The 20997-nt window shown below is 66.0% G+C and carries 27 protein-coding genes and 1 tRNA gene; 5 read left to right on the forward strand and 23 right to left on the reverse strand.

Annotated features, from left to right (window positions below):
* Window positions 1-3: 3 nt before the first annotated feature.
* The 4 genes from cowN to trpA all read right to left on the reverse strand — a co-directional run bounded on the left by cowN (window position 4) and on the right by trpA (window position 3386).
* The gene (cowN, locus tag CRO07_RS08405) at window positions 4-282 is read right to left on the reverse strand and encodes a N(2)-fixation sustaining protein CowN (RefSeq protein ID WP_097030246.1); all 279 of its coding nucleotides are present in this window, start codon (window positions 280-282) and stop codon (window positions 4-6) included.
* Window positions 283-539: 257 nt separating this feature from the next.
* Complete coding sequence (locus tag CRO07_RS08410; RefSeq protein ID WP_097030247.1) at window positions 540-1148, reverse strand: 50S ribosomal protein L25/general stress protein Ctc; 609 nt, start codon at window positions 1146-1148, stop codon at window positions 540-542.
* A gap of 125 nt (window positions 1149-1273) precedes the next feature.
* On the reverse strand, window positions 1274-2437 hold the full coding sequence (locus CRO07_RS08415) for an alpha-hydroxy acid oxidase (RefSeq protein WP_097030248.1): 1164 nt from the start codon (window positions 2435-2437) through the stop codon (window positions 1274-1276).
* A gap of 157 nt (window positions 2438-2594) precedes the next feature.
* Entirely contained in the window at window positions 2595-3386 is a 792-nt protein-coding gene (gene trpA, locus CRO07_RS08420) for a tryptophan synthase subunit alpha (protein WP_097030249.1), read from the reverse strand.
* Between the two features lie 148 nt (window positions 3387-3534).
* On the opposite strand from trpA, the gene ychF reads away from it, so the two are divergent.
* Window positions 3535-4632, forward strand: coding sequence for a redox-regulated ATPase YchF (gene ychF, locus CRO07_RS08425; RefSeq protein WP_097030250.1), 1098 nt, complete (start codon window positions 3535-3537; stop codon window positions 4630-4632).
* 76 nt (window positions 4633-4708) lie between these two features.
* Here ychF and CRO07_RS08430 read toward each other — a convergent pair whose 3' ends face one another.
* The gene (locus CRO07_RS08430; protein ID WP_097030251.1) at window positions 4709-6298 is read right to left on the reverse strand and encodes a methyl-accepting chemotaxis protein; all 1590 of its coding nucleotides are present in this window, start codon (window positions 6296-6298) and stop codon (window positions 4709-4711) included.
* Window positions 6299-6592: 294 nt separating this feature from the next.
* On the reverse strand, window positions 6593-8293 hold the full coding sequence (locus CRO07_RS08435) for a methyl-accepting chemotaxis protein (RefSeq protein WP_097030252.1): 1701 nt from the start codon (window positions 8291-8293) through the stop codon (window positions 6593-6595).
* A gap of 394 nt (window positions 8294-8687) precedes the next feature.
* Between CRO07_RS08435 and CRO07_RS08440 the strand changes: the two genes are divergently transcribed.
* Complete coding sequence (locus CRO07_RS08440; protein WP_097030253.1) at window positions 8688-9572, forward strand: DMT family transporter; 885 nt, start codon at window positions 8688-8690, stop codon at window positions 9570-9572.
* A 232-nt stretch (window positions 9573-9804) separates the two neighbouring features.
* A complete protein-coding gene (locus tag CRO07_RS08445; protein WP_235840958.1) occupies window positions 9805-10095 on the forward strand; it encodes a hypothetical protein in 291 nt (96 codons plus the stop codon).
* On the opposite strand, the gene CRO07_RS08450 is transcribed toward CRO07_RS08445, so the two are convergent.
* From CRO07_RS08450 to CRO07_RS08520, 16 genes are all read right to left on the reverse strand, one after another.
* Window positions 10070-10336, reverse strand: coding sequence for a WGR domain-containing protein (locus CRO07_RS08450; RefSeq protein WP_097030255.1), 267 nt, complete (start codon window positions 10334-10336; stop codon window positions 10070-10072). The two genes, CRO07_RS08445 and CRO07_RS08450, sit on opposite strands and share 26 nt — an antisense overlap.
* Entirely contained in the window at window positions 10320-10556 is a 237-nt protein-coding gene (locus CRO07_RS18875) for a hypothetical protein (protein WP_097030256.1), read from the reverse strand. Before CRO07_RS18875 ends, CRO07_RS08450 begins: the two co-directional genes overlap by 17 nt.
* On the reverse strand, window positions 10532-10678 hold the full coding sequence (locus CRO07_RS18880) for a hypothetical protein (protein WP_204839993.1): 147 nt from the start codon (window positions 10676-10678) through the stop codon (window positions 10532-10534). Before CRO07_RS18880 ends, CRO07_RS18875 begins: the two co-directional genes overlap by 25 nt.
* 294 nt (window positions 10679-10972) lie before the next feature.
* Window positions 10973-11482 (reverse strand): lysozyme inhibitor LprI family protein, encoded by a 510-nt coding sequence (locus tag CRO07_RS08460; protein WP_097030257.1) that lies wholly within the window; start codon window positions 11480-11482, stop codon window positions 10973-10975.
* Between the two features lie 109 nt (window positions 11483-11591).
* Window positions 11592-12632, reverse strand: coding sequence for a ribonuclease E/G (locus CRO07_RS08465; protein WP_097030258.1), 1041 nt, complete (start codon window positions 12630-12632; stop codon window positions 11592-11594).
* Window positions 12629-13207, reverse strand: coding sequence for a Maf family protein (locus tag CRO07_RS08470; RefSeq protein WP_097030259.1), 579 nt, complete (start codon window positions 13205-13207; stop codon window positions 12629-12631). Before CRO07_RS08470 ends, CRO07_RS08465 begins: the two co-directional genes overlap by 4 nt.
* Window positions 13208-13426 carry a translation initiation factor IF-1 gene (infA, locus tag CRO07_RS08475; RefSeq protein WP_002720792.1) on the reverse strand — a complete coding sequence of 73 codons (219 nt, stop codon included), beginning with the start codon at window positions 13424-13426 and terminating at the stop codon, window positions 13208-13210.
* Window positions 13427-13517: 91 nt separating this feature from the next.
* On the reverse strand, window positions 13518-14393 hold the full coding sequence (locus CRO07_RS08480) for a carbon-nitrogen hydrolase family protein (RefSeq protein WP_097030260.1): 876 nt from the start codon (window positions 14391-14393) through the stop codon (window positions 13518-13520).
* A gap of 14 nt (window positions 14394-14407) precedes the next feature.
* The gene (locus tag CRO07_RS08485; RefSeq protein WP_097030261.1) at window positions 14408-15004 is read right to left on the reverse strand and encodes a GNAT family N-acetyltransferase; all 597 of its coding nucleotides are present in this window, start codon (window positions 15002-15004) and stop codon (window positions 14408-14410) included.
* Window positions 15001-15399 carry a ketosteroid isomerase-related protein gene (locus CRO07_RS08490; protein WP_097030262.1) on the reverse strand — a complete coding sequence of 133 codons (399 nt, stop codon included), beginning with the start codon at window positions 15397-15399 and terminating at the stop codon, window positions 15001-15003. Before CRO07_RS08490 ends, CRO07_RS08485 begins: the two co-directional genes overlap by 4 nt.
* On the reverse strand, window positions 15389-15874 hold the full coding sequence (locus CRO07_RS08495; RefSeq protein ID WP_097030263.1) for an arsenate-mycothiol transferase ArsC: 486 nt from the start codon (window positions 15872-15874) through the stop codon (window positions 15389-15391). The genes CRO07_RS08490 and CRO07_RS08495 overlap by 11 nt, the downstream gene beginning before the upstream one ends.
* Complete coding sequence (locus tag CRO07_RS08500; protein WP_097030264.1) at window positions 15871-16350, reverse strand: UPF0262 family protein; 480 nt, start codon at window positions 16348-16350, stop codon at window positions 15871-15873. The genes CRO07_RS08495 and CRO07_RS08500 overlap by 4 nt, the downstream gene beginning before the upstream one ends.
* A 3-nt stretch (window positions 16351-16353) precedes the next feature.
* On the reverse strand, window positions 16354-17658 hold the full coding sequence (gene hisD / locus CRO07_RS08505) for a histidinol dehydrogenase (protein ID WP_097030265.1): 1305 nt from the start codon (window positions 17656-17658) through the stop codon (window positions 16354-16356).
* A gap of 180 nt (window positions 17659-17838) precedes the next feature.
* Window positions 17839-18315, reverse strand: a complete 477-nt coding sequence (locus tag CRO07_RS08510) for a DUF2948 family protein (RefSeq protein WP_097030266.1) — start codon at window positions 18313-18315, stop codon at window positions 17839-17841.
* On the reverse strand, window positions 18315-19583 hold the full coding sequence (murA, locus tag CRO07_RS08515) for a UDP-N-acetylglucosamine 1-carboxyvinyltransferase (protein ID WP_097030267.1): 1269 nt from the start codon (window positions 19581-19583) through the stop codon (window positions 18315-18317). The genes CRO07_RS08510 and murA overlap by 1 nt, the downstream gene beginning before the upstream one ends.
* A gap of 16 nt (window positions 19584-19599) precedes the next feature.
* Complete coding sequence (locus CRO07_RS08520) at window positions 19600-19788, reverse strand: hypothetical protein (RefSeq protein WP_097030268.1); 189 nt, start codon at window positions 19786-19788, stop codon at window positions 19600-19602.
* 113 nt (window positions 19789-19901) lie between these two features.
* Here CRO07_RS08520 and CRO07_RS08525 point away from each other — a divergent pair.
* A tRNA-Thr gene (locus tag CRO07_RS08525) sits at window positions 19902-19976 on the forward strand.
* Between the two features lie 60 nt (window positions 19977-20036).
* A complete protein-coding gene (locus tag CRO07_RS08530; protein WP_097030269.1) occupies window positions 20037-20525 on the forward strand; it encodes a GIY-YIG nuclease family protein in 489 nt (162 codons plus the stop codon).
* Window positions 20526-20802: 277 nt separating this feature from the next.
* Here CRO07_RS08530 and CRO07_RS18650 read toward each other — a convergent pair.
* Window positions 20803-20997: hypothetical protein (locus CRO07_RS18650; RefSeq protein ID WP_176504523.1), on the reverse strand; the 195-nt coding region annotated here is incomplete at its 5' end.

Here is a 20997-nt window from a genome sequence, read left to right on the forward strand (position 1 = left end):
CTCTCAGCAGCAGTTGTGTTCGATGTTCCACAGCAGATCGAGCGCATCCTGGTCGTCGATCTCTTCCATGAAGCTGCGCAGGCTGTTGATCTGGCTGCCGATGAAATGCAGGTTGTCGGTGGCCATCCGCTGCTTCTCGGCCAGCTTCAGTTCGAAATAGCCCACCCAGCGCGAGTCGCTGGTGGCCATCAGCCGGGCAAGCCCCTCCATCATCCGGTCGGCCTTGGCGTCGCAATCAAGGCCAAGGAAGGTCACATAGCGGTCGGGGGTCTGATCGTTCATGGCAGTGTCATCCCATAGTTCAACGCGGCGCCGTCGGTCCGTCAAGCCGGACGACACCGGAACACGCCCCCGTTCAAGTCCGGATGACCCGCCAACCCGATGCATTGCCCGGGATTTTTTACCCAAGGGGGATTTTTGGGCGCAGCCACATCGACTGCGGATGAAATGGCCAAAATGAAAAGCGCGCCGCCGGGGCGACGCGCTTGACATCATAGGATCGGACCCGGCGCCTGCCGGTATCCGGAAAACGTCCGGACTCAGCCCTCGGCTTCGTCTTCGTTGTCGGTCGAGCGCAGACCCGACGGAGCCGAGATGTTGGCCACGACAAAGTTCCGCGCGATGGTCGGCACGACGCCTTCCGGCAGCGGAATGTCCTGAATGTGGATCACGTCGCCGATCTGGCGGTCGGTCAGGTCCACGGTGATGTGATCGGGGATGTCGCCCGCGGTCACTTCCAGTTCGACTTCCGGACGCACCACGGTCAGCGTGCCGCCACGCTTCAGGCCCGGGGCCTTGTCGTGGTTTTCGAAAGTCACATGGATAAACAGGTTCACCCGGCTCGTGCGGCGCAGGCGCATGAAATCGACATGCGTCGGCAGATCCTTCACCACGTTGCGCTGGACGCCGCGGCAGATCACGCGCACATCCTCGTGGCCTTCAACCTTCAGGTTGAACAGCGTCTGAAGGAAGCGGCCTTTTTTCAGCCGGTTCAGCAGATCGTTGTATTTGACGTTGATCGACAGCGGCTCATGCCCACCGCCGTAAACGATACCGGGTACGTAGCCCTCACGACGAGCTTGACGAGCGGCCCCCTTGCCTGTCCCCGTCCGTACCTCGGCGTGAAAATCCGGGATTTCACCAGCCATTGAGGTTCTCCATATGTAAAGCGCCCCATCCTCCAAGGGTGCATGGGGTCGCGGGCTGTGGCCTTAGCCGATCTTGGGCCGGATGGAAAGGGATTCTGGCCCTGCCAGGCCGCGAAAGTTCCCGGTCAGGCCCAGTTGCCTTCGAAATCCCTGGGCACCAGCAGGTTGTGGGGCCCCAGCGCCTTCACATCCTTCTCGCCGCACAGTGCCATCGAGATATCCAGCTCTTTCCAGATCACCTCCAGCGCGCGGCGCACGCCGGCCTCGCCCATCGCGCCAAGGCCATAGATGTAGGATCGGCCGATGTAGGTGCCTTTCGCCCCCATCGCCAGCGCCTTCAGCACGTCCTGTCCGGACCGGATGCCGCCATCCATATGAACCTCGACCCGGTCGCCCACCGCCCGCACGATCCCCGGCAGCATCCGGATCGAGGACAGGGCACCGTCCAGTTGCCGCCCGCCGTGGTTCGACACCACAATGGCATCGGCACCGAAATCGGCGGCGCGGCGGGCGTCGTCTTCGTCCAGAATCCCCTTCAGGATGATCTTGCCGCCCCATTTGTCGCGGATGCGGGCGATCTTCTTCCAGTCAAGCTGAGGGTCGAACTGCTCGGCGGTCCAGCTCATCAGGCTTGAGGTGTCGCCCACGCCCTTCGCATGGCCGACGATATTGCCGAAACTGCGCCGCCTGGTGCGCAGCATTTCCAGCCCCCAACCCCATTTGGTGGCCAGATCCAGCATCACCGGCAGCGTCAGCTTCGGCGGGGCGGAAAGCCCGTTCTTCAGATCCTTGTGACGCTGGCCAAGGATCTGAAGATCCAGCGTCAGAACCAGCGCCGAACAGCTGGCACGCTGCGCCCGTTCCAGCATCTGATCGACGAAATCCTCGTCGCGCATGACGTAAAGCTGGAACCAGAACGGCTTGGTGGTGGCGGCGGCCACATCCTCGACCGAGCAGATCGACATGGTGGAAAGCGTGAAGGGCACGCCAAAGGCTTCCGCCGCGCGGGCGGCCTTGATCTCGCCATCGGCCGCCTGCATCCCGGTCAGCCCCACGGGGGCCAGCGCCACCGGCATCGCGACCGGCTGGCCGATCATCTTGGACGCGGTCGAGCGGCCGGCCATGTCCACCGCCACCTTCTGCCGAAGCCGGATCGCCCCGAAGTCCGAGACATTGTCGCGGAAGGTCTGTTCGGAATAGCTGCCGCTTTCGCAATAGTCGAAGAACATCTTCGGCGTCCGCCGACGGTGCATCCGCTTCAGGTCGTCGATGCAGGTGATGACGGGCATGGGCGCTCTCCGGCTGGAACTGGTCATGTTTCCTTACCGATATTGCGGCGCCAGATCAACGCATCCTGCAAGGGCGGCAGGCCGCCATCTTCCGTGGCAACGCTGCCCGCGGGGGTTCGATGCCCCCGCGGGCGGCCCGTCCGGTCCGGCTTGCCGGTCAGGCGGCGTGCGCCCCGCCCGCCAGCGCCGCCACGCGGTCCAGCACTTCGGGCACCGGGCGGCCTTCGCCCACCAGCTTCACGATGGCCGAGCCGACCACACAGCCGTCGGCAATCGCCGCGATATCCTGCGCCGCTTCCGGCGTGCTGATGCCAAAGCCCACGATCACCGGCAGGTCGGTCTGCGCCTTGATCCGGGCCACCTCAGGCGCGACATCGGCGGGTTTTGCCGCCGCCGCCCCGGTGATCCCGGTGATCGAAACATAATAAACGAACCCCGAGGTATTCTGAAGCACCTTGGGCAACCGCTTGTCGTCGGTCGTGGGGGTGGCCAGACGGATGAAATTGATCCCCGCCGCCTGCGCGGGCAGGCAAAGCTCGGAATCCTCTTCGGGGGGCAGGTCCACCACGATCAGCCCGTCGATCCCGGCCTCTTTCGCCTCGGCCAGAAAACGGTCCACGCCGCGCGAATAGATCGGGTTGTAATAGCCCATCAGCACGATCGGCGTCACCGCATCGCTGCGGCGGAACTCTCGCACCATGTCCAGCGTGCGGACCAGCGTCTGCCCGCCTTCCAGCGACCGCTGACCCGCAAGCTGGATCGTCTCGCCGTCCGCCATCGGATCGGTGAAGGGCAGGCCCAGTTCGATGATGTCCACCCCCGCGGCAGGCATCCCTTTCATCACCTGAAGCGAGGTCGCAAGGTCGGGGTCGCCCGCCATGATATAGGCCACGAAAGCCTTCTTCCCCTCGGCTTTCAGCCGCCCGAAGGTATCGTCGATCCGTGTCATGTCCGCCCCCTGCCGTGTCGCCTGCCGGTTTGCGTCAGCGGCGCGGGAAAATCAATGGGGCGGGCGGGCCGCGCGAACCGGGGCAGGGCCTGCTTGCCTTGACGAAGGCGCTTGCCTATGAAGCGGCAAACGCATCAAGAGGTGGATCATGGGCTTCCGCATGGGGATCGTCGGCTTGCCGAACGTGGGCAAATCCACGCTCTTCAACGCCCTTACCCGCACCGCCGCGGCGCAGGCCGCGAACTTTCCGTTCTGCACCATCGAACCCAACGTCGGCGAGGTGGCGGTTCCCGACTCGCGCCTTGACGTTCTGGCCGAGATTGCCGGTTCAAAACAGATCATTCCGACGCGGATGACCTTTGTCGACATCGCGGGCCTTGTGCGCGGTGCGTCCAAGGGCGAGGGGCTTGGCAACCAGTTTCTGGCCAACATCCGCGAATGTGACGCCATCGCCCATGTGCTGCGCTGCTTCGAGGATGGCGACATCACCCATGTCGAGGGCCGGATCGACCCCGTGGCCGATGCCGAAACCATCGAGACCGAGCTGATGCTGGCCGACATGGACTCGATCGAGCGCAGGCTGGCGAACCTTGCCCGCAAGCTGAAGGGGGGCGACAAGGAAGCCGCCGATCAGGACCGGCTGTTGCGCGCGGCGCTGGCGGCGCTGGAGGCGGGCAAGCCCGCCCGCACCGTGCAGGTCGCGGATGACGATCAGCGGACGTGGCGTCTGTTGCAGCTTCTGACCGCCAAGCCCGTGCTGTATGTCTGCAACGTCGAGGAAGCCTCGGCCGCGTCGGGCAATTCGCAATCCGCCCGCGTTGCGGACATGGCCAAGGCGCAGGGCGCGGCGACGGTGGTGATCTCGGCCCGGATCGAGGAAGAGATTGCGCAACTGCCGCAGGACGAGGCGCAGATGTTCCTGTCCGAAATGGGTCTGGAAGAGGCCGGCCTTGACCGTCTGATCCGTGCCGGCCACCAGCTTCTGGGCCTTCAGACCTATTTCACCGTCGGCCCGAAAGAGGCCCGCGCCTGGACGATCTCCAAGGGGATGCTGGCGCCGCAGGCCGCGGGCGTCATCCACGGCGATTTCGAAAAGGGCTTCATCCGCGCCGAAACCATTGCCTATGAAGACTATGTCGCCGGCCGGGGCGAGGCGGGGGCGAAGGAAGCCGGCAAGTTCCGCATCGAAGGCAAGACCTACGAGGTCAAGGATGGCGACGTGCTGCATTTCCTGTTCAGCGGCTGATCGCATCGGCATGGCGCGCATATGACAACGCCGCCTGCCGGGTTCGGCAGGCGGCGTTGTCATGCGGGGGGCCGTGTCAGGCCGCTCGTCGCCTGGGCAGGCGATGGACCACGGCCGGCTGGCGGGCCGGGGTTTCGCGATCGGGCAGGGCGCGCGCAGCGGCCGCCGCCTTGGCGGTGCGGAAGAACCCGATCGCCGCCTGAAGCCGCTCGGCCTGTTTCGACAGCCGGTGCGCGGCGCTGGCCAGCCCTTCGGACGCGGTGCCGTTCTGCTGCGTCACCTGATCCAGTTGCCGGATCGCGGTCGAGACCTGCTCGGTTCCTGCCGCCAGTTCGCGCGAGGCCATCGAGATTTCCGTCACCAGACCCGAGGTCTGTTCGATGTCGGGCACCAGCGCATCCAGCATCCGCCCGGCCGTTGCAGCCGACCCCGCGGTGCGGGCCGACAGCGTCGAGATATCGGCGGCGGCGCGCTGGCTGCGCTCGGCCAGCTTGCGCACTTCGGCCGCGACCACGGCAAACCCGCGGCCATGTTCGCCGGCCCGTGCCGCCTCGACCGCGGCGTTCAGCGCCAGAAGGTCCGTCTGGCGGGCGATTTCCTGCACAACGTTGATCTTGCTGGCGATATCCTGCATCGCCACCACCGCGTCGGCCACAGCCTTGCCGGACTGGCGGGCGTCCTCGGCCGATTTGCGGGCGATCTGTTCGGTCCGGCCGGCATTCTCGGACGACTGACGGATACCCGCCGCCATCTGCTCGACCGAGGCCGAGGCCTCTTCGGTCGCCGCCGCCTGTTCCGTCGCACCCTGTGCGATCTGCTGCGAGGCACTGGCCGAGTCGGCGCTGCCGCCCGAGACTTCGCCCGCGGCGGTCGTCACCTCGGCCACCACTTCGCGCAGCTTCACCACCATCGCATTGCAGGCGATCAGCATGGCACCGATCTCGTCCTTTGAACGCACAACCGCCGTTTCGCTCAGATCGCCGGCGGCGACCCGCTCGGCCAGGGTCTGCGCCGCCCGCAGGCCGCGGCCGATGGTCAGGATCAGCCAGACCGCCGCCGCCGTCGCAAGAACCCCGCCAAGGGCCGCAACCGCAATCAGCATCCGCACCGCGGCGGCAAAGCCGGCCTCGGCCTTCTGGCGCTGATGTTCCATCTCGGCTTGCGCATCGGCCACAAGCTGGCGGGCCAGCGCGATCCGTTGCTGCTGGCGGTCAACCTGCACCGGGTCGTTCACCAGCGCCTTGGCCTCGGCCGAGCGCCCCTCGGCGGCAAATTCGAGGATCTGTTCGTTGTGGGCGCGGCTTTCGTCCCACATCCGGCGGTAGTCCAGAAGCCGCGCCAGTCGCGGGCTGCCGGCAAGAAGCTGCGACAGCTGCGCATAAGACTCTTTCATCTCTTTGCGGGTGGAGTCCAGATCCTGCTGGATCCTTGCCCGTTCGGCCGCCGTGTCGGCCATGATATAGGCCCGGATCGCGGCGGCGCGGCTGGTCTGGCCTTCATTCAGGCGCTGCGCCTGCACCACCTGCTGGAATTCATGCACCACCAGCCGGTCAAGGCGGGCGTTCAACTGCGCCAGATTGTAAAACGACAGGCCCACCGCGGCGGCGCCAAGAACGATAATGGCGGCAAATGTCGCCGCAAGCTTCAGTTTGATGCTGATTTTCATGTTCCGTTACCATTTACCGCGAGGGCTCGACCCTCGGGAATCCTTACGCATCCCCTGTCGGTTCTCCGACTGCGCCTGCCCGGATCTGGCGGCGGAAGTGAGGGACATAGGCATTTGTTTAGAATTTTTTCGGACGCCACGGCAGTCCGACTTCTGATGATCCGGATGTATCTTCGGGGCATCGAATGATGCAAAGGGATTGCGTTACATACTTTAGACAGTATCTTCTTTTCGGGTTTCGTAAAGGATCACCGCGCCCGTTGGAACGGGCGCGGCAAATCGCAGGACTTCGGATCAGCGCCGCAGCTGCGGACGATCGGACCCGGCAAGGCGGTCGAAGGCGTCATCCAGATCGTCGTCCGCGCCATCAAGGCTGAAGTCGAACCCACCCGGCGCCGCACGGACGGGCGCAGGCCGGGCCACCGGGACGCGCGGCGGCGACGGCTGCTGCTCACGCCCGCCATCCACCACGCGCAGCTTCTGCGGCTCGGCCCGTTCGCGACGCTCGCCCATGCGGAAATAGCCCACGGTCTCTTCCAGCCGTTCCGCTTGCGACGACAGATGCGAGGCACCTCCGGCCAGTTCCTGCGAGGCGGCGCTGTTCTGCTGCGTGACCTTGTCAAGCTGCTGGATCGCCGTCGACACCTGCTGCGCACCGGCCGACAGTTCGCGCGACGCAACCGAGATATCCGAAACCAGCCGCGAGGTCCGCTCGATATCCGGCACCAGATGGGCGAGCATTTCGCCCGCACCCGCCGCCGCACGCACCGTGCGCGCCGACAGACCCGAGATTTCGCTGGCCGCCTGCTGGCTGCGCTCGGCCAGTTTGCGCACTTCGGACGCCACCACCGCGAAACCGCGGCCATGCTCGCCCGCCCGCGCCGCCTCGACCGCGGCATTCAAGGCCAGAAGGTCGGTCTGGCGGGCGATTTCCTGCACCACGTTGATCCGTTCGGCAATGGCACGCATCGCCTCGACCGCCTCACCGACCGCCTGACCCGAGGCACGGGCATCGTCGGCGGCCTTGGTCGCCATCCGTTCGGTCTGCGCGGCATTGTCGGCGGCCTGCTTGATGTTCGCGGCCATCTGCTCGACCGAGGCCGAGGCTTGCTCGGTTGCGGACGCCTGTTCGTTTGCACCCTGAGACAGCTCTTCCGAGGTCGCAGCCATCTGCGCACTGCCCGAGCTTACATCCCGCGAAACCGACGTGACGCCGCCGACAATCTCGCGCAGTTTCAGCACCATCGCATTGGCACTTTCCAGCAGCGCGGTGATCTCGTCACGGCCAGAGACTTCGGCGGTTTCGGACAGATCGCCATCGGCCACCCGTTTCGACAGATCCAGCGCCTTGCGCAGACCGCGAGAGATGGAAACGATCATCCAGCTGGCGGCGCCCAGACCGACGATACCGGCCAGCACGATCAGCATGACCAGCATCCGCTTGGCTTCGCTGACATCGGCCGCGGCCCGGCCCTTGTATTGCCCAAGATGGGCGATCTGGCGGTCAAGGAACACGTCGATCAGCCGTTCGCGTTCGGCCTGCAAGGCCACGATCTCGGGATCGAGAACGATGCGCACGGCACTGTCGATGTCGTTCTTCTTCGAGAACTCCAGCGCGTCATTGTTGACCTGCGATATCTTCTCGCGCAGCGAGACGTAGGTTTCAAGGAGGCGCCTGTCTTCCTCTTCGAGGTCGAGGCTGTTCAGCTGATCAAGCGCGGCTTTCTGGGCCTTTCGGGCTTCTGCCAGGTCATCCTCGATCCGACGCATCGCGGCAGGATCCGTGTTGATGAAATGCTCGCGGATCGAGCCCTTGATCCTCAGCTGCGCGGCCTGAAGATTTTCGGCAGCAATCACACTCTGCACTTCGCCATCGACGATTGCGATGACCTGATCGTTCAGGCTGCTGAAGCCCCGGATAGCATAGGCGGCGGTAATGCCCGAGAGCAGGAACACCGCAAGGAATGCAGCTATAAGCTTGAGCTTTATGGTCATCACATTTTCCCGAACGCAATCGTGGATACCGTTTTCCGATCTCACAACGGCAACGACCGGGCGATGTTTAATTGGTATGGAATGGCGGGGCAGGAGGTTTGAACGGTCATCCCTATGGGTTGACCTGTCCGGAGAGAGGTTCCGATCCATCCGCTTGAGTGCTTGAGTGCTTGCGCCCGGCCGGGCAGCGCAGTCGGCCGCCGTCGATCCGCAGGCGCGTATCGCATAAGCAAAGTTATGTCATGTAATGCGTGACCCCCGCATCCGCGCGGGACGGATGGCCCCCGGTGCCGTTTTGTGGCATCCGCGATGCCGGCCGGGTCCGTCCCGAAGGGGTCTGGCGCAGGCTTTTCCGTCCGTCGTCCCATCGCCTTGCCACACCCCGAGGTTCCCCATGACCGTCCGTCTTGCAGGCATTTTCGCCGTTCTGTGCGCCGCGGTCCTGTGGGGCACTACGGGCACGCTTCAGACCTTGCTGCCCGCCGATCGCGAACCGCTTGTCGTTGCGGCGATCCGGCTTGCGGTCGGCGCGCTGAGCCTGCTGGCCATGGCCCTTCTGGCAGGCGACAGCCGCCGGGCTTTCGCGCATCTGCCGCTGCGCCCGGTGATTGCTGCGGGGATGGCGATCGGGCTTTACAACATGCTGTTCTTCGTCGCCGTGACGCAGGCCGGCGTGGGTGTGGGCACCGCCATCGCAATCGGAAGTGCCCCGGTCTGGGTCACGCTCTACGAGGCGCTGCGCCTTGGCCGTCTGCCTGGACCGCTCCGCGCGTTCGGTCAGGCGATCTCGATCCTTGGCGCGGCGCTTCTGGTCCTGGACAGCGGTGGCGGGGCATCGGTCGGGGGCATGGTGCTGGCCGCGGCGGCGGGGGCGGCCTATGCCGCCTATTCGGTGGCGACCGGCGGCCTGGGCGGCCGCGTGCCACCGGCAACGCTGGCCGCGGGCACCTTCACGGTCGCCGCCCTGATCGCAGCCCCCGCCTTCATCGCGCTGCCGGTGGCATGGGCCGCCGACCCGACCGCGTGGCCCGCGCTGGCCTTTCTGGGCGTGGTGACGACCGGCGTCGCCTATGCGCTGTTCACGCGCGGACTGGCACGGGTTGCCACCTCGACCGCGGTCACCCTGTCGCTGATGGAGCCGTTGACGGCATGGCTGCTGGCGATCTTCGTGGTGGGCGAGGCGGTGACGGCACAGCGACTCATCGGGGCGGGGTTGGTGTTTGCGGGTCTGGCCCTTGTCACTCTGGCGCCAGTCGGGCGCAAAACACCCCAGGGTTGAGCCTTCGCCAGCGCCGACACGAAAGTTATCCACAGAAAAGATGACTCTGTCAGGTGCAGGTGCAGCATCTGGCAGACCGCCTGCGAATCAGGCGCTTGCGGCTGGGAATCGGTCGGCGGGCCGCGCGTGACGGGCCAGGGCCGTGGCGCTTCGGCATTGACATCGGCCCGGCCCGCGCAAGACTTGGACAGCCGCAAGTCGGCCAATGGTGCAGGAGGAGGAGGACTGCCCCATGAAGACCAACACAACCGCAAGGGCGAACCGTCCGACGCGCCGGCTTGGCCTGATCGGTCGCCGCGCCGCCGAGGTGGATTGCCCTTGGAAAGCGGCCGGCCTGTGTCGCGGGCTAAGCCTTTCGGAAGACGATGGGCGCATGATCTGCACCTGCGCGGTGGAACTGATGGCACCATCACCCGACAGGGTGCTGGAAACCTTCACCGATCTGGGGCTGAGCGACGAACAGATCGGGCGCTATTTCCACATTCCCACCCGCTGCGTCACGGCGCTGCGTCGTCCGGTCTGATGACCCCTGCCGCCTGCGTCTCGTGATAACCGTGGCGCAGGCGGAGCTTCAGAAGCCTCTGGCCCAGATCCTCGACCCGGTCGCGCGGGCCGGAGCCACGAATGACCGTGCGGCCGCCACGACCGATCCGCCCCCATTGCACCACCAGCGAACGATCCGCAAACAGGTCCGGTTCGGTTCGGATCACATAAAAGCGATAGCAGTTGCTGTCGGGATCGATCTTTTCAAGACGGATGTCCATCCTGTGCTCCGCGCCGGGCTGCACGGCCACAAGACAGCCTTTCGCGGCCCGAATCAAGCCGGGCCGCGAAAAGGCCGTGGCTTTCCGGTGGTCTCATACGGCCGGTCATGGCGCGCAAAAGTTCCAGATCCTCGGCGTCGTTCAGGGTCTTCTGAAGCCATTCGAACGCCGCGGTCTGGATTGCGCGGGCGGACTTCATCTCGGCCTCGATCCGCCACATCGTGGTCTGGTTTTCAGGACATGCTCGCCCAGCGTGGCGCGATACAGCGTTTCGGCGCCGGGCAGGCGTTCGGTTCGGATCGCCCGTGCCACCGTCACATCGACCCAAGCGGCAGGGATCACAGGCAAAGCGATGGATGGCATCCCGATGACAAGCAGCGCCGCCTTGCTTTAGCAAGTGGCGCAGCAATCCGGTCATGCGGATCGTAATAACCGGCATCGGCGGCGTGCCGGGGACGAGGCTGCCTTTCCGCCGATGCCGAACCGATACGGTCGCGCTGCGATGCGATGCGAAACAGCGCGGATCAGATGAGCGACCTGCAACGTGTCGGTGGTCTGATCCTAGGCCCGCCGCCGCCTAGCGCATTGACGGCCGGCAAGCCTCTCAGCGTCAGGCTGACGCAGGCGCGCGGCCGGTCAGCGTTTGCGATCGGTCACGTCTTCCAGCAGCAGCGCCTGTTCCGCGGTGCGCCGCATCATGCAGTCAGCCGCCACCACCATGCGGTCAGCCTTGCCACGCCGGCGCATCGCTTCGAAAAAGCAACGCTTTTCGCTCCAGTCCTTCCAGGCGGCCTGCATCAGTTCCAGATCGTCGGTCATGCGCGACCCGCCCTGCGAGATCGACTTGGCGAACTCCACGTCGCGCAGCGCCGCCTCTTTCATCGCACGGTCATAGGCCGGGGCCATCCGGTCGCGCCACCAGTTCGTCTCGGTGGCAAGGCAGGTGGCTTCCTCGACCTCGGTCGCGCCGGGGGTGTCGCGCAGGCACTGCGCCGCCGCGACGCCGATGCAGGCCGAACGCTCGGCCGGGGTCTTTTTCGCGGCAAGACAGGCTTCGGTCTTTGCCGGATCGAAGGGAATCGGCTGGGCCACCGCCGCCAGCGGGGCGGCGATCAGCAACAGGGACAGGGCAATTCTGGCAACCATGGCGGGCACTCTTTCTGACCATTGCGGCAAACCGATACCGCGGGCGGACCATAGGCCCGCCCGGCATACGCCGTCCTGTGACAAGGTCACGCGATCACGGGGCTGTGTGTCAGCCAAGCGCCTCGGCCAGCGGCAGGCGGTCGCGCTTGCGCACCAGTTCGAACAAGCCCAGAGGCGTCCAGCCGGCAAGACTGGTTTCCGCCGCCTCGCCCTTGAAGGCCGCGCGCAGAACCTGTTCCAGCGTCGCGCGGTCGCGTTTGGGCATCGGCGCGAAATCCACCACCACCTGCCCACCAAGGCCGCGCAACCGCAACTGCCGCGGCAGTTCGCGTGCCGCGGCCACATTGGCCTTCAGCGCCGCCGCCGGCGAGGTGTCGGCGCCGGTGTTCACATCCACCGCCACCAGTGCGCGTGTCGGCTCGATCATCATATGAGCGCCACCCGCCAGCGGCACCTGCGCCACCAGCAGCGCATCCAGCGCCTCATCGATGCCATGACGGGCAAATGCGCCCTCGTCGGCGTCGATCTCGTCGGGGGCGGGATCGGACCAGTCGCGCCACGCCAGCTGATGCGCGCCGGGGGCATCGACCAGAAGTTCCGGCCCGCCGGTGGCATCGGCCAGAACCGTCTCGGCCAGCGCGCGGGTGACGCGGATATCGTCGGCAATCGCCTCATCGGTATCGGTTTCGCAGGCCGAGCGCAGGATCACGCCCAGATCCTCATCCGCGCCGGCCATCGCCTCGGCGGCCAGTTCGGTCAGCGCCTCGCGCAGGGCCTCGTCGCGGATCCGCCGCGAGACGTTCAGCCCGGGCGCGCCCGGCGTCACGATGCACAGCCGGCTTTTGAACAGCAACCGCGAGGTGACGGGAACCGCCTTGCCCGGCTCGGCCGCGCCCGAAACCTGCACCAGCAGGCTTTGCCCCGGCGCCAGCCCCGACGCCTGCCGCAGAAAGCCCGTGGTGCCCGGCAGGCGCACGAAGACGCCGCCCTGCCCCTTCATCTGCCGATCCACCACCGCGCGGCAGATCGCTTCGGGTGCGGGCCGGTCATCAGGCGGATCGATCAGCAGATCGTCCAGCCGCCCGTCCACCATCAGCGCCGCCGCCTCGCGGCCGCGCACCCGATCCAGCGCGACAAGCCGCCCCTTCATGCCGTCCCCCGGAACACAGGCCAGCCCGCCGATGCCAGAAGCGCCGCGGTTTCGGCCAGAGGCAACCCGACAATGCCGGTGAAACTGCCGGAAATCCACGGGATGAACGCCGAGGCCAGCCCCTGTATGGCATAGCCGCCGGCCTTGCCCTGCCATTCGCCACTGGCGAGATAGCGGTTCAACTCGTCATCGGACAGCCGCTTCATTTTCACTTGGCTGACCACGTCGCGCTGCCAGATCCGGGCGCCACGGCGCACGGCGACCGCGGTGATGACCTGATGACGGCGGCCGCCAAGGGCCACAAGAAAGCGCGCGGCCTCGCCCGCGTCGGCGGGTTTGCCAAGGATGCGGCGGCCAAGCGCCACCGTGGTATCGGCGCACAGCACCACGTCATCGGGTCCGGCCTCGACGGCGGCGGCCTTTTCGGTGGCGATCCGCACGCAATAGGGGCGCGGAAGTTCGGCCCGGCGGGGGGTTTCGTCGATGTCGGGCGGAAGGATCGCGTCAGGCACCAGCCCAAGCTGCCCGAGCAGCTCTTGCCGCCGCGGGCTGGCCGATCCGAGAATCAGCCGCACTTACTTGAAGCGATAGTTGATGCGGCCCTTCGACAGGTCGTAAGGCGTCATTTCCACCTGCACCTTGTCGCCGGCAAGGACACGGATGCGGTTCTTGCGCATCTTTCCCGCCATCACCGCGATCAGTTCATGGCCGTTGTCCAGCTCGACCCTGAATGTCGCGTTCGGCAGGAGTTCCTTCACGACACCGGGAAATTCGAGCGTATCTTCCTTGGCCATGGTCTCTCCAATGGGATTTCGCCCGCGACCAGCGCAGGCTCGCCGGTGAATGCTCCCATCGACGGAATTTTTCAAGCGGAAAATGCGCCGGTTACAGCACCGTGACGCCGCGGGATAGCCGCTCGGCCTGTTCGGGCCAATGGGCGTGGTTCAGAACGCCCCCTTCGCGGCGCACCCGCGCGATGGCGGCGGGATCGATCGCGGCCATGGCCCAGCCGGGGGCATCCAGCGCGGTTTCGGCCAGAATCCCGGTCTCGGGGAAGCCCAGATCGGGCGGGCCGTAGATCGCGGCGCGGCCCACGTTCTCATCCACCGCGGGGCAGAAATCGCACAGGCCGACCGTGGGGGCCTGCACGACGACGCACTGATTTTCCAACGCCCGCGCCATGGCGCCGACCCGAACGCGGGTGAACCCGGCCACAGTGTCGGTGCAGGATGGAACCAGCAGGATTTCGGCCCCGGCCTCGACCAGCGCCCGCGCCAGCAGGGGAAATTCGCTGTCATAGCAGATCGCGACCCCGATCCGGCCAAGCGGGGTCTGAAACACCCGAAGTCCCTGCCCCGGCACGACATGCCAGATCTCGCGCTCGAACCGGGTCATGATCTGCTTGTCCTGATGGCCAAGGATGCCCGCAGGCCCATAAAGCGTCGCGCGGTTGACAGGACGCGGCCCCTGGAAAACCGGACCCGATGCGCCCAGGATATGCACCCCATGCCGCGCCGCCAGCCGCAGATGCGCGGCATCGACCGCCGGGCGGTGCCGGGCCACCTCATGCAAGGCGGCTTCCAGATCGGCCGCCGTCGCGCGTCCGCCAAGGCTGGCCAGCTCCATCGCGCCATATTCGGGAAAGACCAGCAGATCGGCCCCCTGCCCCGCGGCATCGGCCACCCAGTCGGACAGCTTCGCCGCATAATCGTCGAGGCGGTCGAACCACGTCAGCGGATAGGCGGCGGCGGCGATCTTCATCAGCACTCCCGGGGTCAGAGGGGCGGCAACTCGCGCAGCCAGAACTGAAGCGGCTTTCGGGTTTCCTCGGCCTCGCCCAGATCGCGCCACGAAAATTCGGCTATCACGCCCGGCAGCGGGCGATAGCCGCGCCCAAGCCAGAACGGCGCATTGCTGCGCGCCCCGGCGGGCCGCATCGGATGATCGTCGGGCCGGATCACCGAACAGAAGGCCGAGAATTGTCGCCCCAGCCGACGGGCGTGATCCTCGCGCAGATCGAAGAAACGATGCCCCATGCCGCGCCCGCGCCAACCCGGCAACAGCACCGATTCGGCGCAGTAAAAGATCTGGTCCAGCGCAAGACCGGTCCCTGCGAAGGCCGCGGCGAAATCCGTGGCGTGATCCTCCATCGGCGTGCCGGTCGCGGCACCCACCAGCCGGTCGCCGTCAAAGGCGCCGACAAGGATCGCATCGGGACTGTCGCGATAGGTGGCCAGATAGCGCCGCTCATACTCCAGCGTGCCGTCATACAGATAGGGCCATTCGCGAAACACCGCGATGCGCAGGGCCGCCACCTCGTCCAGCCGCGCCTCAAGCGCCGGTCCGGTCAGAACCCGCGCCTGAAGCGTCATGCCGAGACCTGCCGGATCCAGTCGCTCAGGTTGTAGAACGTGGTCACCCGGCTGATCCTGCCGCCCCGCAGATCGAAGAAGGCACCAGCCGGCAGGACATAGGTCTGGCCATGCGCCTCGGGCAGGCCCGGATCGGTCCGAAGATATTCGCCATGCACCGTGAATTCGGCCGCGGCCCGACTGCCGTCCCCGTTGGAAAAGATCACCATGTCGCGCAAGGTCTCGCGATAGCTGACCCCCATATGCGCGCAGAACTCGGCGAATTTCGCGCGGCCGTGACGCACGTCGCCCTCGTTCACGCGGTGCTCGATGTCGTCGGTCACGCAATCCAGCATGGCCGCGGCGTCGCCCGCGTTGAAGGCCGCGTAATAGCGTTCGATCACCTCATGCGTCATCTTTGTCCTCCACCTGCGGGATGGGCACACCAAAGCGCGCCACCATCCGGTCCCTGATCTGGTCGCGCACCTGCCGATAGACCGCCAGCTTGGCCTCGCGCCCCTCGCCCAATCCGGTCGGATCCATGATCGGCCAGTATTCCACATCAAGATGATAATAGCGCGTCAACTCCAGCGCCATCCGCTGACTGGCCGGCGACAGCGCCACGATCAGATCGAACCCCGACAGATCGTCGCCCCAGTCCATCATCTCTTCGAAACTGCGTGAGCGGTGGCGCGACAGTTCGATCCCCAGTTCCTGACAGACCGCCACGGTGAAGCCATCGATCTCGCGATCGTTTTTCACCCCGGCCGACTGGACATAGGACTGCCGGCCGTAAAGCTTTTTCATTAACCCTTCCGCCATCGGCGAGCGGACCGCGTTATGATCGCAGCAAAACAGCACCGACGACGGGGGCTTGCGCGTCACGCTCACCCCCAGTGGAGAACGCAGATCAGCGTGAACAAGCGCCGCGCCGTATCGATATCCACCTCGGCCTTGCCCTCCAGACGTTCCTTCAACACCCGCGCGCCTTCGTTGTGAATACCGCGACGAGCCATGTCGATGGCTTCGATCTGGCTCGGCGGCAGGCGCTTCACCGCGTCGAAATAGCTTTCGCAGATCTGGAAATAGTCTTTCACCACCTGCCGGAACGGCCCGAGGCTCAGGTGGAACTCGCCCAGCTTTTCGTCGGACTCCGACCGGATGTCGAACACCAGTCGCCCCTCGCGAATGGCCAGCGTGACCCGGAACGGCCCCTCGACCGGCCCACGGCCTTCGCGCGGCGGCAGCGCGAAACTGTTCTCTTCGAGAAGATCGAAGATCGCGACCTGACGCTCCTGCTCGATCTCGGCGGTGGGGGGGATCGCACTTTGATGGTCGATCTCGATGTGACAGATGCGGTTTGCCATGCCTCAGCCCTCGTTCAGACGGTCAAGCCGGGCGCGCACCGAAAGCCCATGCGCCTGAAGACTCTCGGAGATCGCCAGCCGTTCCGCCGCAGGCCCGATGGCCCGCAACGCCGACGGGGTCATCCGCGCCAGCGTGGTGCGCTTCAGGAAATCCATCACCGACAGCCCGCTGGAAAACCGCGCCGACCGCGCGGTGGGCAACACATGGTTCGGCCCGCCGACATAATCGCCAATCGCCTCGGGCGTCCAGGCCCCCAGGAAGATCGCACCGGCATGGGTGATCTTCGCCGCCAGCGCCTCGGGATCGGCCACACACAACTCCAGATGCTCGGGCGCCACCCGGTTCGACAGCGCCGCCGCCTCGTCCAGATCGCGCGTCACGATCACCGCCCCGAAATCGCGCCAGGACGCCCCCGCGATCGCCCGTCGCTCCAACGTCTCAAGGCGCCGCGCGACCGCCTCGGCCACAGCCTGCGCGAAACCTGCATCCGGCGTCACCAGAATCGACTGGGCACTTTCGTCATGCTCGGCCTGGCTCAGCAGATCCAGCGCGATCCAGTCCGGATCGTTGTCCCCGTCTGCGATCACCAGAATCTCGGACGGGCCCGCAATCATGTCGATGCCGACCCGACCGAACACCCGCCGCTTTGCCGCCGCAACATAGGCGTTGCCCGGCCCGGTGATCTTGTCCACCGGCCGGATCGTCTCCGTCCCATAGGCCAGCGCGGCAATCGCCTGCGCGCCGCCGATACGATAGACCGCATCAACCCCGGCGATCCGCGCCGCCAACAGCACCAACGGATTGACTACCCCGCCCGGCGTCGGACAGACCACAACCAGACGCTCCACCCCCGCCACCTTGGCCGGGATCGCATTCATCAGCACCGATGACGGATAGGACGCAAGCCCCCCGGGCACATAAAGCCCCGCCGATGAGATCGGCCCCCAGCGCCACCCCAGAACCGCACCCGAGGCATCTTCCCACCGTGCATCCTCAGGCATCTGACGCGCGTGATAGGCACGGATGCGCGCGGCAGCCAACTCCAGCGCCGCACGATCCTCACCCGACACTTTCGCAATCTCGGCCTCGATCTCGGCCTCGGAAAAGGCCAGCCGCGCCGGCTCCAGATCCATCCGGTCAAAGCGCGCCGTCAACTCGATGACGGCCGCATCGCCCCGCGCCCGCACATCCGCGATGATCGAGGCCACCACCGCATCGACATCGGGGCTGTCCTCGCGCTTCATTCCCAGCAGAGCGGCAAAGGCCCCCTCAAAGCCGGAATCGCAGGTGTCAAGAAACTGGGGCATGGCGGAACTCCTTGGCTCTGCCTCCCTTAGCGCGCATCCCCCCGTGCCTCAAGCGGCGCGCCACCGCCCGAAGGTGACACTTTCGCACGAGACACATCCGCCCCTTCATTCTGGCGCAAATATCCTCGGGGGTGCGGGGGCAGACGGCCCCCGCGGCCGGCGACAGGCGCCACTCCCATGCTAGGGGTGCTCCGGGCACTTCCCCGATGGCGCGGCATAGGGCTTCGTCACATCCTTCAACGTGATTTCCAGGGCCTCGACCTCCAGCGCGATGGCCCCGTCGCCGGCCAGAACCAGCACCAGACGCCCCGCCCCCTCGGCCGCCGGCTGAAACTCCAGCGACAAAAGCGACAGCACCATATCGCGATCCTGCCGGTCGATCCCCTGGGTCCGCACCGCCAGCACGCCATCGACAACCAGCACCGATTGCACCCGCTCATAGGGGCGGCGGTCGCGTTCGGCGGCGTCGCGGTCCTCCCAGCGGAATCGGTTCAACAGCAGGGCAAACCGCCGGCGCCGCGGCTGCCATGTCATTTCCCCGATCGGAAACACCGCATCCTGCACCAGCGCCGAGATCACCGGCAGATCCTCGGGCCCCCCGGCCCCCAGATACAGCGGCGCCTCGTGGCCCGCATCCTCGAACCGCGCGTCGGTCATCAGCCGGGAACCCTCCGGATATCGGCGCCACAGGCGCGCAGCTTTTCTTCGACCCGTTCGTAACCGCGGTCGAGGTGATAGACCCGGCTGACCACCGTCTCGCCCTCGGCCGCAAGCCCGGCCAGAATCAGGCTGACCGAGGCGCGCAGATCGGTCGCCATCACCGGCGCGCCGCGCAGCCGTTCGACCCCGGTCACCCGCGCCGTCCCGCCATGCACCTCGATCCGCGCGCCCATCCGCGTCAGTTCCGGCGCATGCATGAAACGGTTCTCGAAAATCTTTTCCTCCAGCACCGAGACCCCCTCGGCGGTGCAGAGCAGCGCCATCATCTGCGCCTGAAGATCGGTCGGAAAGCCCGGGAACGGCTCGGTCGTCACATCCACCGCCTTCACCCGGCCGTTCTTTCGCGACACCTTCAGCCCAAGGGCGGTTTCCTCGATCGAGATCCCCGCCTCGTCCAGCTTCGCACAGAAGGCGCCCACCAGATCGATCCGCCCACCCAGCAGTTCCACCTCGCCGCCACAGATCGCCGGCGCCAGCATGTAGGTTCCCAGTTCGATCCGGTCGGCCACCACCGGATGCGTGGCCCCGCCCAGCCGGTCCACGCCCTGAATCGTGATGGTGGAACTGCCCTCGCCCTCGATCTCGGCCCCCATCCGGCGCAGGCAGCGGGCCAGATCGACGATTTCGGGTTCCCGCGCGGCATTTTCCAGCACCGTGGTGCCCTTGGCCAGTGTCGCCGCCATCAGCGCATTCTCGGTCGCCCCGACCGAAACGAAGGGAAACACCACCCGCGCGCCCCGCAGCCCGCCCGCCGGCGCCTTGGCGTGGATATAGCCGTCGCGCAGATCCAGCGTCGCCCCCATCGCCTCAAGCGCGGTCAGGTGCAGATCCACCGGCCGCGCGCCAATGGCACAGCCCCCCGGCAGAGAGACCACGGCATGGCCGTCGCGCGCCAGCATCGGCCCCAGCACCAGAATCGAGGCTCGCATCTTCCGCACGATGTCGTAATCCGCCCGGTGATCGGTCAACGCATGCGACGACAGCGCCAGCACCTGCCCGCCCTGAAGGCTCGCCACCTCGGACCCCAGCGACTGAAGCAGTTGCGTCATGGTGCGGATATCCGAAAGCCGCGGCGCATTGGTCAGCGTCAAGGGCTCGTCCGACAGCAGCGTGGCCGGCATCAGCGCAAGGCAGGCGTTCTTTGCCCCCGCAATCGGGATCTGCCCCCGAAGTTCCCCGTTGCCGCGCACCACGATCGAATCCATCTGCCCGCCCTTATCGTTACTCGCCGGCCCCGTCCGCATCCTGGGCCGAACGTGCCTTTGCCTGTGCCTTGCGCCGGGCCATATTGGCCTTCAGCGCCGCCTTCAACCGTTCTTCGCGCCCGGCAGGTGTGCGGGCCTTTGCCAAAGGCGGTTTGCCGCCCCCGGCGGCGGCCTGCGATCCGGGATCGTGTGTTTTTCCGCTCATGGCACCTTTCGTAACGCAACGACGAAAAAGCGTCCAGTTGGCCCTTGCGCATGGCGAAATTTGCGTCTAATCAGCCGCCACGCCCGGCGACGCCAGATGGTCGCGCCGCGGAAGCTGTGGTAGCTCAGTGGTAGAGCACTCCCTTGGTAAGGGAGAGGTCGAGAGTTCAATCCTCTCTCACAGCACCAAGAAGCCCAATGAAATCAAGTGGAATAGCGCAAACAGCCGCAGGGACGCAGTGCAGAACCATGCAAGAACGTCGCCGTGCGCGCGGCAAGTTTTTGGCAAGTTCCGATCTGGCTGCGGCCGACACATTTGAAGCCATCAGCAGGGTAAGAACTGGCTTGCTCCTGACGGATGAGAGGTGGACGTCGCCAACGTTCCTCTACCGATACCGTGAGGCAGACGGATGGCTTCTCTATGTGGGAATTTCGCACTGCCTGTATGAGCGCGACAAAAGCCACTGGACGAACGCCGCGCACTGGCGCTCGCTAGCGTCATCCGTCGAGTTCGAGATGTTCCCGACGCGCTACCTTGCTGAGCGCGCAGAGGAGGCAGCCATCCACAGCGACGAGCCAGAATTCAACGTGCTGCGCCGCCAGCCGGCCGAGCCGGCACGCGACCATTGGTTCCTTGATGAGCAAAGCGGCGAGATGCGCGGCGTTGGATCTTGGACGGCGACAGTGTGCGGATACGACAACCTGTGGCGCCGCCCGGTGATGCTAGCGCGGACATAGATCGAACGTTTCGCGAATGTCGGAACCACCTTCCACGGCTCGCAGTGGCGCCTTGACCGCATCTGATTACTTCGACAGGCACATGCGCATGATGCGCGATCCCTGCTCGGCTACACCGGCAAGCGGGCGGTCCAGACAGTCAGCAATATGGAGTGTGGGCGGGTGCCGATTGCCGAATCCGCCCGCCTGCTGATCGGCGCATACCTCAGCGGCTACAGACCGGACGACTGGCCCGGCGGTCGCCAACCGCCGGGGCAGGATCGCGCTTTTGCCGTTGTCAAGCCACGGTCACGATGACCTTTCCGGGGGTGGCGTAGCTGACGGTTCCGCCGATGACATCGGCGAAGGTGCCGGTGATCGTGGCGGCCTCGATCACGGTATGGGTTCCGACCGGCAGGCCGGTCAGGTCCAGCGTGCCGCCGCAGGTGAAGGTGGGTGTGACCGCGCCGGTTCCGGGGCCGGTCGCCAGCTT

The organism is Cereibacter ovatus (genome assembly GCF_900207575.1).
In the GTDB taxonomy this organism is placed as follows: Bacteria; Pseudomonadota; Alphaproteobacteria; order Rhodobacterales; family Rhodobacteraceae; genus Cereibacter_A; species Cereibacter_A ovatus.

Coding starts and splice junctions, on each gene's coding strand:
- CRO07_RS08430 (WP_097030251.1), bottom strand. CDS start 6,298: ATGAAAATCAGCATCAAACTGAAGCTTGCGGCGACATTTGCCGCCATT.
- hisD (WP_097030265.1), bottom strand. CDS start 17,658: ATGCCCCAGTTTCTTGACACCTGCGATTCCGGCTTTGAGGGGGCCTTT.
- CRO07_RS08530 (WP_097030269.1), top strand. CDS start 20,037: ATGCAAGAACGTCGCCGTGCGCGCGGCAAGTTTTTGGCAAGTTCCGAT.
- CRO07_RS08440 (WP_097030253.1), top strand. CDS start 8,688: ATGACCGTCCGTCTTGCAGGCATTTTCGCCGTTCTGTGCGCCGCGGTC.
- CRO07_RS08450 (WP_097030255.1), bottom strand. CDS start 10,336: ATGGACATCCGTCTTGAAAAGATCGATCCCGACAGCAACTGCTATCGC.
- CRO07_RS08510 (WP_097030266.1), bottom strand. CDS start 18,315: ATGACCGACGCGCGGTTCGAGGATGCGGGCCACGAGGCGCCGCTGTAT.
- CRO07_RS08445 (WP_235840958.1), top strand. CDS start 9,805: ATGAAGACCAACACAACCGCAAGGGCGAACCGTCCGACGCGCCGGCTT.
- CRO07_RS08415 (WP_097030248.1), bottom strand. CDS start 2,437: ATGCCCGTCATCACCTGCATCGACGACCTGAAGCGGATGCACCGTCGG.
- CRO07_RS08485 (WP_097030261.1), bottom strand. CDS start 15,004: ATGACGCTTCAGGCGCGGGTTCTGACCGGACCGGCGCTTGAGGCGCGG.
- infA (WP_002720792.1), bottom strand. CDS start 13,426: ATGGCCAAGGAAGATACGCTCGAATTTCCCGGTGTCGTGAAGGAACTC.
- cowN (WP_097030246.1), bottom strand. CDS start 282: ATGAACGATCAGACCCCCGACCGCTATGTGACCTTCCTTGGCCTTGAT.
- CRO07_RS08460 (WP_097030257.1), bottom strand. CDS start 11,482: ATGGTTGCCAGAATTGCCCTGTCCCTGTTGCTGATCGCCGCCCCGCTG.
- CRO07_RS08410 (WP_097030247.1), bottom strand. CDS start 1,148: ATGGCTGGTGAAATCCCGGATTTTCACGCCGAGGTACGGACGGGGACA.
- trpA (WP_097030249.1), bottom strand. CDS start 3,386: ATGACACGGATCGACGATACCTTCGGGCGGCTGAAAGCCGAGGGGAAG.
- CRO07_RS08480 (WP_097030260.1), bottom strand. CDS start 14,393: ATGAAGATCGCCGCCGCCGCCTATCCGCTGACGTGGTTCGACCGCCTC.
- CRO07_RS08490 (WP_097030262.1), bottom strand. CDS start 15,399: ATGACGCATGAGGTGATCGAACGCTATTACGCGGCCTTCAACGCGGGC.
- ychF (WP_097030250.1), top strand. CDS start 3,535: ATGGGCTTCCGCATGGGGATCGTCGGCTTGCCGAACGTGGGCAAATCC.
- murA (WP_097030267.1), bottom strand. CDS start 19,583: ATGGATTCGATCGTGGTGCGCGGCAACGGGGAACTTCGGGGGCAGATC.
- CRO07_RS08500 (WP_097030264.1), bottom strand. CDS start 16,350: ATGGCAAACCGCATCTGTCACATCGAGATCGACCATCAAAGTGCGATC.
- CRO07_RS08520 (WP_097030268.1), bottom strand. CDS start 19,788: ATGAGCGGAAAAACACACGATCCCGGATCGCAGGCCGCCGCCGGGGGC.
- CRO07_RS08465 (WP_097030258.1), bottom strand. CDS start 12,632: ATGAAGGGGCGGCTTGTCGCGCTGGATCGGGTGCGCGGCCGCGAGGCG.
- CRO07_RS08435 (WP_097030252.1), bottom strand. CDS start 8,293: ATGACCATAAAGCTCAAGCTTATAGCTGCATTCCTTGCGGTGTTCCTG.
- CRO07_RS18875 (WP_097030256.1), bottom strand. CDS start 10,556: ATGTGGCGGATCGAGGCCGAGATGAAGTCCGCCCGCGCAATCCAGACC.